Origin of the sequence: Amycolatopsis sp. NBC_00345 (genome assembly GCF_036116635.1) — a bacterium.
GTDB lineage: Bacteria > Actinomycetota > Actinomycetes > Mycobacteriales > Pseudonocardiaceae > Amycolatopsis.
Window position 1 is genome coordinate 5,935,262 of sequence record NZ_CP107995.1, and the last position, 15,266, is coordinate 5,950,527.

The 15,266-nt window shown below is 70.1% G+C and carries 14 protein-coding genes; 8 read left to right on the forward strand and 6 right to left on the reverse strand.

Annotated features, from left to right (window positions below; translation table 11 throughout):
* Nucleotides 1–4: 4 nt before the first annotated feature.
* Both OG943_RS26545 and OG943_RS26550 read left to right on the forward strand, forming a co-directional pair.
* Entirely contained in the window at nt 5–601 is a 597-nt protein-coding gene (locus OG943_RS26545; RefSeq protein WP_328603635.1) for a TetR/AcrR family transcriptional regulator, read from the forward strand.
* A gap of 33 nt (nt 602–634) precedes the next feature.
* Nucleotides 635–1,693, forward strand: coding sequence for a zinc-binding dehydrogenase (locus tag OG943_RS26550; RefSeq protein ID WP_328603636.1), 1,059 nt, complete (start codon nt 635–637; stop codon nt 1,691–1,693).
* Here the strand turns inward: OG943_RS26550 and OG943_RS26555 are convergent.
* Nucleotides 1,674–2,273: a TetR/AcrR family transcriptional regulator gene (locus OG943_RS26555; protein WP_328603637.1), complete on the reverse strand. Its 600-nt coding sequence runs from the start codon at nt 2,271–2,273 to the stop codon at nt 1,674–1,676. The genes OG943_RS26550 and OG943_RS26555 overlap by 20 nt on opposite strands.
* A gap of 68 nt (nt 2,274–2,341) precedes the next feature.
* Here OG943_RS26555 and OG943_RS26560 point away from each other — a divergent pair, with 68 nt between their 5' ends.
* Nucleotides 2,342–3,046 (forward strand): SDR family NAD(P)-dependent oxidoreductase, encoded by a 705-nt coding sequence (locus tag OG943_RS26560; RefSeq protein ID WP_442874566.1) that lies wholly within the window; start codon nt 2,342–2,344, stop codon nt 3,044–3,046.
* Nucleotides 3,047–3,061: 15 nt separating this feature from the next.
* Here the strand turns inward: OG943_RS26560 and OG943_RS26565 are convergent, their stop codons facing one another.
* Complete coding sequence (locus OG943_RS26565) at nt 3,062–4,423, reverse strand: NAD-dependent succinate-semialdehyde dehydrogenase (protein ID WP_328603639.1); 1,362 nt, start codon at nt 4,421–4,423, stop codon at nt 3,062–3,064.
* A 265-nt stretch (nt 4,424–4,688) separates the two neighbouring features.
* Between OG943_RS26565 and OG943_RS26570 the strand changes: the two genes are divergently transcribed.
* The 3 genes from OG943_RS26570 (at nt 4,689) to OG943_RS26580 (ending at nt 8,516) form a co-directional block, all read left to right on the forward strand.
* Nucleotides 4,689–5,207 carry a lytic polysaccharide monooxygenase auxiliary activity family 9 protein gene (locus OG943_RS26570; protein ID WP_328603640.1) on the forward strand — a complete coding sequence of 173 codons (519 nt, stop codon included), beginning with the start codon at nt 4,689–4,691 and terminating at the stop codon, nt 5,205–5,207.
* 249 nt (nt 5,208–5,456) lie between these two features.
* Complete coding sequence (locus OG943_RS26575) at nt 5,457–6,254, forward strand: trypsin-like serine protease (protein WP_328603641.1); 798 nt, start codon at nt 5,457–5,459, stop codon at nt 6,252–6,254.
* 264 nt (nt 6,255–6,518) lie between these two features.
* Nucleotides 6,519–8,516, forward strand: coding sequence for an ATP-binding protein (locus tag OG943_RS26580; protein ID WP_328603642.1), 1,998 nt, complete (start codon nt 6,519–6,521; stop codon nt 8,514–8,516).
* Here OG943_RS26580 and OG943_RS26585 read toward each other — a convergent pair whose 3' ends face one another.
* A complete protein-coding gene (locus OG943_RS26585) occupies nt 8,517–8,768 on the reverse strand; it encodes a hypothetical protein (protein ID WP_328603643.1) in 252 nt (83 codons plus the stop codon). It lies immediately after the preceding gene.
* 1 nt (nt 8,769) lies between these two features.
* Nucleotides 8,770–9,984 carry a hypothetical protein gene (locus tag OG943_RS26590; protein WP_328603644.1) on the reverse strand — a complete coding sequence of 405 codons (1,215 nt, stop codon included), beginning with the start codon at nt 9,982–9,984 and terminating at the stop codon, nt 8,770–8,772.
* 221 nt (nt 9,985–10,205) lie between these two features.
* Here OG943_RS26590 and OG943_RS26595 point away from each other — a divergent pair, with 221 nt between their 5' ends.
* A complete protein-coding gene (locus OG943_RS26595; protein WP_328603645.1) occupies nt 10,206–13,217 on the forward strand; it encodes an AfsR/SARP family transcriptional regulator in 3,012 nt (1,003 codons plus the stop codon).
* Between the two features lie 169 nt (nt 13,218–13,386).
* Entirely contained in the window at nt 13,387–13,560 is a 174-nt protein-coding gene (locus OG943_RS26600; protein ID WP_328603646.1) for a hypothetical protein, read from the forward strand.
* A gap of 55 nt (nt 13,561–13,615) precedes the next feature.
* Here OG943_RS26600 and OG943_RS26605 read toward each other — a convergent pair whose 3' ends face one another.
* Entirely contained in the window at nt 13,616–13,861 is a 246-nt protein-coding gene (locus OG943_RS26605; RefSeq protein WP_328603647.1) for a PLDc N-terminal domain-containing protein, read from the reverse strand.
* Nucleotides 13,862–14,118: 257 nt separating this feature from the next.
* Nucleotides 14,119–15,243, reverse strand: a complete 1,125-nt coding sequence (locus OG943_RS26610; RefSeq protein ID WP_328603648.1) for an FAD-dependent oxidoreductase — start codon at nt 15,241–15,243, stop codon at nt 14,119–14,121.
* Nucleotides 15,244–15,266 lie beyond the last annotated feature (23 nt).

The window sequence follows — 15,266 nt, forward strand, 5'->3', positions numbered from 1 at the left end:
GCGGGTGCGACGTACCCAGCAGGACCGCTCCGCCGGCACCAGGACCGCCCTGACCACGGCCGCGCGTGAGCTGTTCACCACCCGCGGCTACCAGGCCGTGCCCGCCGAGGAGATCACCCGCACCGCGGGCGTCACCCGGGGCGCGCTCTACCACCACTTCGGTGACAAGCAGGGCCTGTTCCGCGCGGTCGTCGAAGAGGTGGAGCGCGAGATCACTGCCGAGGTCGAGTCCGCGCTGGAGCAGGCACCGGACACGCTCACCGGCATGGCCACCGCGCTCAGCGTGTTCCTCGACATCTGCCTGCGCGACGACGTCCGGCGCATCTCGCTGACGGACGCGCCCGCCGTGCTGGGCTGGGAAGCCTGGCGGGAACTGGAGGCCGAGTACGGGCTGAAGCTGCTGGTCGACGCGCTGGCCGGCGCCCACGCCGAAGGCCTGCTCGTCGACCTGCCGCTGCGGACGCTGGCGCAGCTCGTGCTGAGCGCGGTGATGGAGGCCGCGCGCATGATCGCCGCGGCCGACGACCCGGCCCGCGTCCGCGCCGAGGCCGAGCAGGTGTTCGCCGGCTGGCTCGGGAGCCTGCTGCGCCCCGCGAGCTGAGCGCCGCCGATCGGGCTGTGCGACGGTGGGGTGATGGACGAGGTGATGACTGCCGCGATCCTGACGCGGCACGGAGGTCTTGAGGCGCTTGAACTCCACCGGGACTGGCCGGTGCCCCGGCCCGGGCCCGGCGAGGTGCTCGTCCGCGTGACCGCCGCGGCGCTGAACAATACCGATGTGTGGACACGTGAAGGCGCGTACGGCACGGCGGCGGACCCGGACGCGCTCAGCGGATGGCGCGGCCCCATCGACTTCCCGCGAATCCAGGGCGGCGACATCGCCGGAGTGGCCGTCGAAAGCGGCCGCCGCGTGCTCGTCGACCCGGCGATCTACCGTGACGGCGGCCAGGACGCGCCGCCGGTCGGGCTGCTGGGCAGCGAGGCGGACGGCGGATTCGCGGAGTACGTCGTGGTGCCCGCCGACCAGGTCCACGACGTCACCGCGTCACCGCTGAGCGACGAGGAACTGGCGTGCCTGCCCGTCGCGTACGGGACGGCGATGGGCATGCTGGAACGAGCCGGGATCAAGGCCGGTGAGACGGTGCTGGTCACCGGCGCTTCCGGCGGCGTCGGCGCGGCGCTGGTGCAGCTCGCCGCCGCTCGCGGGGCGCGGGCGTACGCCGTGACCAGCGCGGCGAAGGCCTACGCGGTCATGGAATTGGGTGCTTCGGGTGTGATCCTGCGTGATGCCGGGGGCACGGGTGCTGCCGCTGGAGATGTCGCCGAGCAAGTCCGCGCTCTGGGCCCCCTGGACGCGGTCGCGGACGTCGCCGGCGGCCCCCTGCTGGCCGACCTGCTCCCCCTGCTCCGTGACGACGGCCGCTGGGTGATCGCCGGCGCCGTCGCGGGCGCGCTGGTGCAGCTGGACCTCCGCCGGCTGTACCTGCACAACATCCGGCTGATCGGCTCGTCGATGCACACGCGCCCGCACTTCGCCGAACTCGTGCGCACCGCGCTGTCGGGCGCGGTCCGTCCCCCGGTCGCGGCCACCCACCCGCTGGCGTCGCTAACCGAGGCGCAGCAACAGTTCCTGCACCACAACCACGTGGGAAAGATCGTCGTACGGCCGAAACTCACTTCGATTGAGGCCTGAGCAGGTCCTCGACCAGGGTGCTCACCAATCCACGAGGAACGCTGGACCCGGTCAGCGCGCAGTAGACGATCGGGCCGATCAGTGCGTCGAGTGTGGCGTCGGGGCTGAGCCTGGGTGAGATCTCGCCGGCGTCGATCGCGCGCGCGAGCATCTCGCGTTCCTGCTCGCGGCGTGGGCCGAGGTAACGCTGGTGGAAGCTCCGGGCCGTCTCGGGATCGTGCTGGGCCTCGGCCATGAGCGCGAGCAGGACCTTGCCGGCCGGGTCGCGGGTGAGGAACCGCGCGAAGCCGCGCAGGTAGGTCTGGATGCTTTCCGCGGTCGGCTTCTCGGTCGGGACGGCGGAACGCTTGTCGCTGTCCTCGATGAGCGTGTCAAGGAGGACCTCGACCTTCGAGGGCCACCACCGGTAGATCGTCTGCTTGCCGACACCGGCGCGGCGCGCGATCGCCTCGACGGTCAGAGCGCCGAATCCGTGCTCGACGAGGAGATCGTCGGCGGCGTGAAGCACGGCCAGGCGCGCGGCTTCGTCGCGCCGGTTGCCCGAGCGGGTCCGGCGGGGCTGGGAGCTGGCAGCGGGCATGCGGGACACCTTACCGGCAGCGGTATTGTCGAGACGCAACGTCTCGTCTATGCTGAGTTTTCCGCACCATGAATGGAGTCACCGTGTCCGACACATCCCGCGCCCTCGTCATCGGAGCCTCGCGAGGGCTGGGCCTCGTCCTAGCGAACGAGCTGGCCCGGCGCGGCTGGCAAGTCACCGCCACGACGCGCCGGAGCGGCGGCGAGCTGCAAGCGAATGCCGACGCCTCCGCGGGACGGCTGACGGTCGAATCACTGGAGATGACCAGCCCCGAGCAGCTGGCCGCGCTGCGCGAGCGCCTGTCCGGCACCCGGTTCGACCTGCTGTTCGTCAACGCCGCGATCAACCGGGGCAACCTGCCCATCGGCGAGGTCCCGACCGGCATGTTCACCGAGGTGATGATCACCAACGCGCTGAGCCCGCTGCGCGCCCTCGAAGCCCTGCGCGAACTCGTCGTGCCCGGCGGAACCGTCGCGATCATGTCGTCGGAGCAGGGCAGCATCTCGCAGAACACCGAGGACGGCTTCGAGCTTTACAAGGCCAGCAAGGCCGCGCTGAACCAGCTGATGCGCAGCTACACCACCCGCTACGCCGACGACGGGCAAACCAAGCTGCTCATCGACCCCGGCCACAACAAAACCGACCTCGGCGGCCCCGACGCGCCCCTCACGGCCGAGGAGAGCATCCCCGCCGTCGTCGACGTCCTGGAGAAGCAGGCCGGCGCCCCTGGGCTCCAGTTCCTGGACCGCCACGGCGAGGTCGTCCCCTGGTGACGCAGACCGGCGGGGTCAGAGGCGGATCGATTTCTTGTTCATGAACTCCTCGATCCCCAACGCCCCCAGCTCGCGCCCCATGCCCGAGCGCTTGATCCCGCCGAACGGCAGGTCCGCCTCCGAGCCGCCGGATTTGTTAAAGTAGACCATCCCCGCCTCAATACGGTCGGCGACCCGGCGGAGGCGGGCGGGGTCCGTGCCGAAGACGCTCGCGCCCAGGCCGAACGGGGAGTCGTTGGCGATGGCGATCGCCTCTTCCTCCGTGCCGGCACGGAAAACCAGCACAACGGGGCCGAAGATCTCCTCGCGGTAGGCGTCCATCTCCGGCGTGACGTCGGTGAGCACCGTGGCCTCCAGGTACGCGCCCGGGCCGTCCACGCGGTGGCCGCCGGTGCGGAGCGTGGCGCCCTGGCGGATGGCCGTCTCGACCTGGGCGGCGACCTCGTCCGCGGCGGCGACGGACGCGAGCGGCGGCAGTTTCGTCGCCGGGTCCGCCGGGTCGCCGGGCTGGTAGAAGTCGGCGACGCGTTTGGTCAGCCGGTCCACGAACTCGTCGTACAGCTCCGAAAGCACGATCATCCGCTTCGGCGCGTTGCACGACTGGCCGCAGTTGCGCATCCGGGCAGTGGCGACGGTGTTGACGGTCGTCTCGATGTCGTCGGTGTCCAGCACGATCAGCGGGTCGGACCCGCCCAGCTCCAGCACGCAGCGCTTGAGGTTCCGGCCCGCCTCCGCCGCGACGGAGATGCCCGCCTGCTCGCTGCCGGTCAGCGAAACGCCCTGGATACGCGCGTCCTCCAGCATCCACGGCACCTGGCGGCTGGACGCGAAGACGTTCACGTACGCGTCTTCCGGCACCCCCGCGTCGTGCAGGATCCGCTCGATCGCCGCGGCCGAGCGCGGGCAGATCGACGCGTGCTTGAGCAGGATCGTGTTGCCCAGCACCAGGTTCGGCGCCACGAACCGGGCCACCTGGTAACACGGGAAGTTCCACGGCATCACGCCGAGCAGCGCGCCGATCGGCTCCTTGCGGATCACCGCGGCGCCGCCGCGCAGCGCCAGCGACTCGTCGGCGATCAGCTCCGGGCCGTGCTCCGCGTAGTAGTTGAAGATGTCCACGACGATGCCGACTTCGCCGCGGCCCTCGTTGATCCGCTTGCCCATCTCGAGGGTCATGATCGCGGCGAGCTCGTCGGCCCGCTCCGCGAACAGCTCCGCCGCGCGCGCCACGATGGCCGCGCGTTCGGCAACCGGCCGGAGCCGCCACGAGCCGTAGCCGCGGTGGACGCGCTCGATCGCCGCGCGGACCTCCTCGTCGGTGGCGTTCCCGATCTCCTCGATCCGTTCACCCGTCGCCGGGTTGGTGACTGTGTACATGGCGGCGTGGATCCTCCGTGCTTCACGAACGCGTGCGATTGGACCCACTCAGTCTACTGCATACAATATGGAGTCGCCAATGCCGCATCTCCAGCGTCCATTCAGGCGACGTCCTGACCGAATCGCCCGAATCTGCCGTATGGTCTAGACCACACTTCTCTCCCCCCTCCGCCCGCGCTCCACTCGCCGCGGCCGGTCGATCGCGCCTGCCCGAGGCCGCGACCGGCCGTCACGGGAGCGGGCCTGCCTGTAGAAGGAGCCCGGCATGAAACGGAACCGCAAGCTCGTCGCCGCACTGGCCGGCGCGGCGATCGCCCCGGTGATCGTCCTGGTCGGCCCGGTCGGCACCGCGAGCGCGCACGGCTACGTCAACGCGCCAGCCAGCCGGCAGGCGCAGTGCGCGCAGAACATCGTCTCCTGCGGCGAAATCAAGTACGAGCCGCAGAGCGTCGAAGGACCGAAAGGCCTGAGAAGCTGCAACGGCGGTGTCGCTCGCTTCGCCGAACTGAACGACAACAGCAAGGGCTGGCGCGCCGCCTCGGTGGGCCGCACGGTGACGTTCAACTGGACGTTCACCGCGCGGCACAAGACCACCGACTACGAGTACTACATCGGCAACACCCGCATCGCCAGCTTCAGCGGCAACAACCAGCAGCCGCCCGCCACCGTCTCGCACTCGGTGAACCTGGGCAGCCACACCGGCCGGCAGACCGTGCTGGCCATCTGGAACATCGCCGACACCACCAACGCGTTCTACTCCTGCATCGACCTGCAGGTGAGCTGACCAGCGGCCGGTGCGCGGGCCGCTGGTCCGCGCACCGGCCCCGGAATCCCAAAATACTCCACAATGGACAGACCGGCGACGGAAAATTACGAAAACCTCCACCGAGAACGATTCCGAAATAGTCCCCGAACGACGGATTCACCAGCTTCACAGGGTCCCGTACAGTGCCAGGAAGCAGCGATTACCTGATCAGGTAATCGGTGTTGGCAGCCCGTAACAGAGACCTTACCGTCAAACGGGAAGGAAACGATGTTCGGAAGACTGAGATCTGCGGCGTCCACAAGACGGCAGGCGTTCCACTCGAAGATGCAGGCAGCCGCGTATCGGTCGACCGTCAACGCGCTCGACACCGCGCCGAGCCTCACCCATCGATCCACCCCGATCCCGTGGATCGTCAGCGTCCAATACGACGCACCAGCCCACAGCCGTTACCGCTGGCACACCGCGACCGGCGTCCTCATCGCACCGCGGGCCGTCCTCACCTGCGCCCACGTCTTCAGCCCCGATGCGCAGCGACCCGGCACGATCCCCCTGGCGGACCGGAAGTTCACCGCCCGCGTCGGCGGTACCGGCCTCGACGACGGCGTCGCGCACGAGATCACCGAGGTCCGCCTCCACCCCGGGTTCGACCCGGCCACCGCGGCCCACGACCTCGCGGTGGCCACCCTCGGCACCGCGGCCGAGCTGCCGACGCTCGCGCGCGACGACCGGAGCCCGGCCGTCGGCGACGCGATCACCATCCTCGGCTGGCCCCGTGGCCGCGACGGCGACGGCCGGCTGGCCCAGGCCACGACAACCCTGATCGACCCGCGCATCGGCGGCACCGGGGAGCTGTGCGCGGCCAACCTGCCTGTGCCCGACGACCTGGGCGCCGGCTGTTCCGGCGGCGCCGTCCTGAAGAGCAGTGACGGCGGTACGGCACGGCTCGTCGGCATCCTCAGCCACGGCGCCGGGGTGGCCATCGACGAGGCGGGCCCGCCGGCGGTCATCATGAATGTGCCGGCCGAGGCGGGTTTCATCGACCACGCCGTCGCCGAACCGTATTGAGCCGCGTTTTCCAGGCCATCGAACGACGCATCCGGGTGAACAACCGCGTGCCACGTTTCACAGCCACCTGGTTTCCGTTGCGGGGTGCGGTACAAAAAGAAGTTCTTGAAAGGTGGCCGCACGGGGGCGGGCGTGGGCGAGCAGACGGCAGGCGAACGAAACACGGGAACCACGCAGAACAGCGTTTCCGGTCCGGTTCACGGTTCCCTGGTGCAGGCGGGCACGATTCAGAACGTTCACCTGCATACCCATCGGGACATCCCGGTGCCCTCCCAACTGCCCGGCAGCCCACCGTTCCTGCCCTGCCGCGGCGACGAACTCACCGCCCTCGACGGATTCCTGGCCCATACGGGGACGGAGCCGCCGCTCGTGGTGATCAGCGGACCGGGCGGGGTCGGGAAGTCCGCGCTGGCCCTGCGGTGGCTGCACCGCGTCCGGGACCGGTTCCCCGACGGCCAGCTCTACGTCGACCTGGGCGCATTCGACGCGGCGGGCCCGGTGCCGCCGGAGACAGTGCTGGCCTGGTTCCTCGCCGCACTCGGCCTTGCCGACGACGAGATTCCCGAAGGCCTCGCCCGCAGGGAGGCGCTGTTCCGCACCCACACGGCGCAGCGCCGGATCGCGGTGCTGCTGGACAACGCCGTGTCCGGGGGCCAAGTACGCCCACTGGTGTCGTCCGCGCCGACGGCACTGACCGTCGTCACCAGCCGCTGGCGCCTGCCGCGGCTGGCCGGCGAGGGACTGTCCGTGGACATGCACCCGTGGGACGTCGAGCAATCCGTGGAGGCGCTGACGGCGCTCGTCGGCAAAGACCGGGTCAGTGCCGAAATCACTGCCACCCACCAGATCGCGACCGCCTGCGGGGGCCTGCCCCTCGCGCTTTCGATGATCGCGGCGCAACTCCGGACCCATCCGAGGCGCAGCGTGGCGCGTGAAGCCGACCGGCTCGGCGACGACACCCGGCTGCTCCGCATGTCGGTCGACGGGGACCCGGCGCTGCAGGCCGTCTTCGACAGCTCGTACCGCAGCCTCGACGAGGACACCGCTCGTGCCTATCGCCTGTGCGGTCTGCACCCCGGGCCACGCTTCGGCGCCGAAGTCCTCGCCGACGTCTCCGGCACCACGGAGGACGACGTCGAAGAGACCTTCGACCGGCTGGCCGAGATGCACCTTCTCGGCGAGGAAGACGATGGCAGCCACCGTTTCCACGACCTCGTCCGCGCGCACGCCCGCGCGACGGCCCGGCTCGACGACGGCACCGACGAGGAAGCGGTGACCCGCCGGTTCGTCGAGTGGTACCTCACCATGACCGTCCGCGCCACCGACGTCGTGCACCCGCATCGCTGGAAGCTCGAACCGCACTTCACCCTCGGGGCTCCCGAGCACCGGTCCTTCGCCACCACCAGGGAAGCGATGGCGTGGCTGCGCCGTGAGCAGAGGTCGATCCGGCATTGTGTGCTGGAGGCGCGCGAACGTGAATGGCACGAACTCGTATGGCCGTTCTGCGAGGCGCTGTGGGGCTTCTTCCTGCACCACCGCGACTACGCCGACTGGATCCGCTTGCAGCAGCTCGGCATCGATTCCGCGATCCACTGTGGACATCGGATCGCCGAGGCGCGGCTGCGGTCCCAGCGTGGCTACGCGCTCGCGAAGAGCGGCGACTACCAGCAAGCGATAGCGGAGAACGAGCTGGCGCTGCGCCTCGCCCGCGCCGAAGGGCACGACGCCTCGGCGGCGACCGCGCTGTCCCAGCTCGGCCGTGCCGCACGCGACAACAACGACCTGCCTGCCGCTCTCGGCTACTACCGCCAGGCGCGGGACCTGGAGGCCCGGCTCGGGCACCGGCGCAACGCGGCGCTGCTGAGCCGCCGGGTCGGGCAGGTACTGAGCCGTTCGGGCCGGCTGGCGGAGAGCATCGCCGAGTTGTCCGGCGCCGCGGGTGTGCTGGAAGAGTCCGGTGATTCCGTCCAGCACTCCCGCACCCTGATGGTCCTCGGCACGCTCCTCACCCAGCACGACCGGCAGCAGGAGGGCCTCGGCCTCCTGCGCGAGGCCCTGCGGATCATCACCGCCGCCGGGTCGCCGCACTACACCGCCGAAGTGCTCTTCGCCCTGGGTGAAGCCGAAGCCTCGGCCGGCGACGTGACGGAGTCCGCGGCCCACCTGAACCGGGCGTACGAGCACTTCAGCTCGGCTGGGGATCCCCGCTCGGACGAGGTGCTGGCCCGGCTGCGGAACCTGAGTCCCCCAGTCGGCGGGTGATCACCCGGCGATCCTGAAGGCGAGCACCGCCGCGGCGGGCGTCCGCACCACCGCCAGCCAGGCCCCACGATGCACGCCGAGCAGGAGCAGGCCGGCGAGCCAGGCTCCGACCGTGTCCACCTCGGCGCTCGACGTGCAGACGACCACGTCCGCGCACGAGCACCACGCCGCCGGGGCCCGGCCCAGCTCGGCGACCACCAGGTCCGGACCCGCGCGCAGCCGGACCACCCCGTCGGCGAGGACCTCCTGCATGTCAGCACCCCACCGGCCGGGGCGAGGACGCCGGCAACGCCGACGCGGCCACGTCCGGCTCGGGAAGGCCGAGCAGCCGGTACATCTCCGCCCGCACCAGGGATGCCGCCTTCTCCGGGCGAGACGTGATCGCGGGCAGCAGCTCGCGCTCCAGATCGGCGCACCGCGAACGGGCCGAGACGTACTGCGCGTCCATCCCGGCCCGCGGGTCCCACTCCGGCGCCGAGCGGCGCACGAGGTCGGCGAGGCTGCCGTCGCGGATGTTCCCCTCAGGGGTCGTGACGACGGTGACGGGCCGACCGATCGCCGCGGCGTAGGCAGTGGTGGAGCCGTGGTCACCGAGCACCCAGTCGGACGCGATCATCACCGCCTGCCAGCCCTCGTCGGGCGGGACGAGCAGCAGCCCGTCGCGCAGGCAGTCGGACAGCCAGGCGGTCACCTGGCGCGCACCGTGCACGGTCCAGACGTTCGGGTGCAGCACGGCGGCCACCCGCCCGGTCGAAGTCGAGCGGTCGTCCAGCAGCCGTCGGCACAACGTGGGGAAGCGCCCGAAAGCCGAGTCAGGCGACCACGTTGAACTCACGGTCACCAGGCGCTCGTGCGCGCCGACCCCGAGCGCCGTCCGGTACCGGGCCCGGTACGGCAGGCCGGCCAGCATCCGGTCCGCGCAGATGTCGCCGGCGACAAACGCCGTGGGCACGGCCTCCGGACACCGCTCATGCAGCACCTCGAGCTCGGCGTAGTGGGTCAAGGCCAGCGCGGCGGGGAGGACCCGGCCGCGAAAGGTGAGCAGCTCGCGGTCGAGCCCGGTGGTGACCGCCGTCGCCGCCCGCGCCTTGCGGCTGAATCGCCGGGACATCAGCGCGCCGGCCCCGTGCGGGACCAGGAGGATCGACCCTCGCAGCTCCTCCAGGTGGCGATGGCTGGCGGCCAGGATCAGGTCGAACTCGTGCTGTACGGCCTGCTGCCACGGCACGACCACACCGCGTTGCGCCCGCACGTACTCCTCGACGCCGTGCCACGCGTCGGTGGTGTGCGGAACCGTGAAAACCACCTGCACCCGGTGATCCGGCTCCAGCAGCGGCAACAGATCCATCAGCCGGGTGCCGGCGGTGACCGTCGGGACGACTACGAGCACGGTCCGGCAGCCGGGCCGGGTGACCCGGGTGTGGGTGTCCCGCCCGATGGGACCTCTGATCCAGGTGGTGGACGACATCGCTCCTCCTCGTTATGAGCTGGGGTGACGGTCCTGAGCGTGCTGGTCAGCCGTGTCAACCGGAGTTCCGCATTCGTGTCACCAGCGCTTCAGCGGCACTTCAAAGATGACAAATCCGTGTCATTGCCGGTCGGTTCAGCGGTTGTCCCCGCCTCGGATGTGAGAAGCTGAATGGAAAATTTCGCGCGTACCGCAAATCCTGGGGAGGGGGCGCTGCGCTGGTGGAAATCGCCTTCGGCATTCTGGGGCGAACCGCGTTGCAGATGCACGGGCGTCTGACTGTGCAGTGGGGGCGCCCCAAGGAGCGCGCGGTTCTCGCCACGCTGCTGGCCCAGCCGAACCGCCTGGTCAGCGCGGAGTCCCTGCTCACCTGGGTGTGGGGTGAAGAGGAGCAGGAACCGCGAAATCCGGTTTCGACGTTTCGGACCTACACGGCGCGAATCCGCACCACGCTCCGGGAAGCGGGCCTTCCGGCGGATCTGCGCACTGTGGACGGCAGTTTTGTACTGGAAACGGAGGAGGATCGGATCGATTGGTTCGCATTTCGCCGGATGATCGGCAATGCGCGGCTGCTCGGTGCCGACCACCGTCACGAAGAAGCCGGCGAACTGATCGAGGAAGCGCTTCTCCTGTGGCGGGACGACCCGCTGCGTGACCTGCGAACCCCGCGCGCCGACCGGGCCCGGATCGCGGCGGTGGACGAAGATTGGCTGCCCGCCAACAATCTCCTGCTGACGCAGTGGTCCGCACTGGGGCGCCACCGCGAGGTGCTGCAGCGGCTCGACGACCTGCAACGGCAGCACCGAGCCGACCTCGGCCTCGCGAAACAACGGCTCCAGGCCCTGCACCTGCTCGGTGACACAACCCAGCGCGACCAGTACTACTTCGACGCTCGCCGGCTGTTCCGGGCGCGGCAAGAGGAAGACGCGGCGACCGAGCTCAAACGCGTTCAGGACGAACTGATCCGCGCCGGGGACATCACTTCGCCACCAATCACTGCGTCACCAATCACTGTGCCACCGGGACCGGCGACTATTCCTCTGCCCCGCGACGGCGGCGAGGTGGTCCCGGCCACAGAGAGCACCGGCCGCGCGCTGCTGCCGGCCGACGTCGACGACTTCGTCGGCCACGACGATCTCCTGCGCACACTCGACGAACTCGCCCAGGCGCCCGGCGGCGGGTTCCGCCCCGGGGTGATCGTCCTCGACGGCCTGGCGGGCATCGGGAAGACCGCGCTGGCCGTGCACTGGGCTCACCGCCAGGTCGGCCATCTGGCCGATCACGCCGTCTACATAGACCTGCACGGCTACGACGCCGACCGCAGACGCGAGCCCGAAGAGGTAGTCGACGACCTGTTGTACGCGCTCGGCGGCCGGATCGACCGGTACGCGGGCCAGCTAAGGCGGGCTGCGCGGCTACGCGAGCTGCTCGGCGGGCGGCGAACCGTGGTCGTGCTGGACAACGTCGCGAAGTCCGCGCACGTCCAGCCGCTGTTGCTGACGCTGGCGCCGTGCCTGGTCATCGTCACCAGCAGGCAGGCGCTGGCCGGGCTGGTCAAGCAGCACGGCGCGCGGCACCGCTCGGTCACCCCGCTCAGCGCGGAGCACAGTGCCGAACTGCTCACCAACCGCATCGGCGCCCGCGCGGCCGCGCAACGGGAGACCGTCGCCCGGCTGGCACAGCTGTGCGATGGCTTCCCGATGACGTTGCAGCTCGCCGCGCACCACATCGAGCTCCACCGTGAACTGGCGCTGCACCACTTCGCCGACGAGTTGCGGGATCGCAGTCGTCTCCTGGACATGGGCGACGCCGGTGACGATCCGCCGACGAGCATGCGCGCGACGCTTTTCGTTACCTACGAACACCTCCACGCCGACGCGCAGCGGCTTTTCCGCTTCCTCGGCCTCCCGCCGACGCCGACCTTCAGCCTGGCCGCGGCGGCGGCGCTCGCCGGGCTGTCGTCACGAGCCACGCACCGTTGCCTCGACGCGCTCGTCAGCGCCCACTTCGTCGACCACACCGGCGAACCGGACCGGTATCGCATGCACGACCTGCTCCACGTGTTCGCACACGAACTGGCCACGGACGAGGTATCCGCGAGTGAAGCCGAGGACGCCGAACGACGATTGCTGTCGTTCTACTTGCACAGCAGTTTCGCGGCGGACCACACCGTATTCCCGTTCTACCCGAGGGTTCCGATGCTTCCACTGGAACCGGGTGTGTCCCCGGTGGAAATCGAGTCGGAAAAAGCCGGTGTGACTTGGCTGCTCCGCGAGCGCCGGACGATGATGCTTCTGGTCAGCTGGGCCGCCCGGCGTCATCCGGAATACGCTTGGCGATATCCGCATATCATGTATGCCATCTTCCGCCGCTACGGTTACCTCAGTCACCTGAAAAAGCCCTATGAGGTCGCGATCGCGGCCTGCGCGGCGCTCGGTGACCTGGAGTCGGAAGGCGCTTCGCGCAACGACTTCGGCCGCATCCTGATGCGATCGGGCGACCAGGACGGCGCGCAGCGGCAGTTCGACCTCGCGCTGGCTCTCGCGCGGCAGACCGGAAGTCCGATCGGCATAACGATCTCCCTCATGGAGCAGGGTGACGTGGAGTTGGACAAGGGCAGCCCCGAAGAGGCGGTCGTCCATTACGAGCAGGCGCTGGAGAAGGCCAGGGAGATCGGGGCGATCGGGCCGGAGGCCGCGATCATGCACGGGTCGGCCATGGCCCACCGGCGGCTGGCACACACGGAAGAGGCGCTGGAACTGTTCGGCCTGGCACTGGAGATCCGTGCGCGGCAGAAGAACCGGCACGGCGAGGCGCAGACGCTGGCGGAGCTCGCGGCCGCGCTCAACGGGTGCGGCCGGTACCACGAGGCGCGCGACCGCGGGGAACGCGCGCTCGCCGTCGTCGAAGGAATCCACGACCTCGAGGTGGCGCCCCGAGCCTGCGCCGTGCTCGCGAAGGTCCACTACAACCTGGAGCAGTACGACAAAGCTGTCGGCTATGCCCGGCAGGCGGCGCGGCTCTCCGCCCGCAGCCACAACGTCGCCACGGAGGCGGACGCGTTCCACATCCTCGGCCACGCCCTCCAGGCCTCGCGGCGACCAGCCGCCGCCATCGAAGGCTGGCGGCTGTCGGTCGCCGCATACCTGGATCTCGGCGACCTCTACCACACGCGGCACGTTCTGGTGGATCTGGCGGCCGCGCGGGAAGAACCGGCAACCTCCGGACTCTGACGTAAGTTACTCTCGGGTTTTACTCGAACGGAGTACCCGTAACACGTTCGGAATCAACATTTTTGGCCTGCGCACCCTTCTTAACCACCCCCAGCAATTCCGCTTCCCGGAAGGTGGATAGTGTCTGCCCCAATCTTGACAACCGACGCGCGACCAGAAGGAGATTTTGGTGTCCTCTCAGAGGATCAAGAAGAAGCTGGCGGCAGTGACGTTGGGCTTCATCACGCTCGGCGGATCCGGAGTCGTGGCCAAGCAGGACAACCCCGACTACTGGCACTACGAGCGCGCGGTCGCGTCCACACAGGAGCAGCCGTTGCAGCCGCCCGCGAGCGACCTCGACTGAAGCCGCCCTGAGGTCACCGGCCCTACGTCAGAGACCCAGGGCCGGTGACCCCGTGTCACACCCGGATCGCGGTGCTCTGCTTGCGGCCCACCAGGAACCACAGCAGCGGGCCGAGGAACGGCGCGCAGAAGGCGAACACCACCCAGACCAGCTTCATGCCCCCGGTGAGACCGCTGCCGACGATGCCGACCAGCGCGGCGATGAAGAAGATCAGGGGCAGCAGGATCACGGCCACCATCGCGATCCCGGCCGTGAGGTGCGCGATGTCCGGAGCGGCGGCCAGCGCGAAGGGGATGGTCATCAGTCTGTCTCCTGGTCACCTGGGTGGTTGGTCCACATCGGACACCGGAGTGTCCGATACCCCCAGTGTGGCAGCCCGGAGCCTGGCGCGGATCGGCCCGATGGTTCGTCCCGGCTAAGCCGAAAGTCGTAGGTCCGGGTGCCGGGCCGCGGCCGGGACCACTCGCTCAGCAGGTGACAGCCGCGCCCCCGCCGGAGGGCCCGAGCCTACCGGCGGGACGAGCGGGTCAGCCGGGTTTCGACCGTCCACTGAGGACGTCAGGGGCGGGGCGCGGTGAACATGTCCAGCAGGCCCTGCGGCGCGCCCTCGCCGAAGCACAGGACCAGCCCGTTCGCCGACTCCGTGGCGGATTCCTCGCTGCGCGGGAACAGCGCCCGCTCGTACTCCGCGAGGCCGGCCTCGACGTCGCCGGGGTGCGCGGCCAGCGCCAGGCCCAGCTCGGCGCCGTCCAGCATCGCGAGATTCGCGCCCTCACCCGCGAACGGCGACATCAGGTGTGCCGCGTCGCCGAGCAGCGTGATGCCGGGGACGCGCTCCCAGCGGTGGCCGATCGGCAGCGCGTGGATGAGCCGCGGGACCAGGTCGCTGTCCGCGTTCGTGACGAGCGCGCGCAGGCTCTCGTCCCAGCCCTCGAAGTGGCTCAGCACCGCCTTTTTCGCGGCTTCCGTGTCGGTGAAGTCGATGTCAGCGGCCCAGTCCTCGGCCACCACGAGGGCGACGTAGACGTGCAGGCTGCCGTCCGTCTCGCGGTGCGCGAGGAAGCCCCGGCCCTCGGCCAGCGCGAAGAACATGCCCCCGCCGATGACGGCCGCCTCGGCGGGATGCCGGACGTCGGCGTCGAACAGGTCCACCTCGACGAACGCCACGCCGGTGTAGACCGGCTTGGCCGCCGAGAGCAGCGGGCGGATCCGCGACCACGCGCCGTCCGCACCGATCAGCACGTCGGTGGTGAAGACGGTGCCGTCGGCCAGCGTCACCTCGTGCCTGCCGTCGCCGAGCGGCCGCGCGCCGGCGACCTTGGCGCCCCAGCGGATGGTGCCTTCGGGCAGGCTGCCGAGCAGCAGGTCGCGCAGCTGCCCGCGATCGACCTCGGGCCGGCCTCCGTCACCATCGTCCTCTTCGGACAGATGGACGACGCCGTGGCGGTCGAGGACCCGCATGGCCTCGCCGCCGGGATGGACGAGCGCGCGGAACTCGTCGTACAGCCCGGCGGCCCGCAGCGCGGCCTGGCCGGATTCTTCGTGGATGTCGAGCATGCCGCCCTGCGCGCGGGCGTCCGGGGAGGCGTCGAGGTCGTAGACGGCGGCTTCGATGCCGTTGGCGTGCAGGACGCGGGCGAGGGTCAGGCCGCCGAGTCCGGCGCCGACGATGGTGATGGTCATGGCTTCTCCTTCGGGGGTGTGGG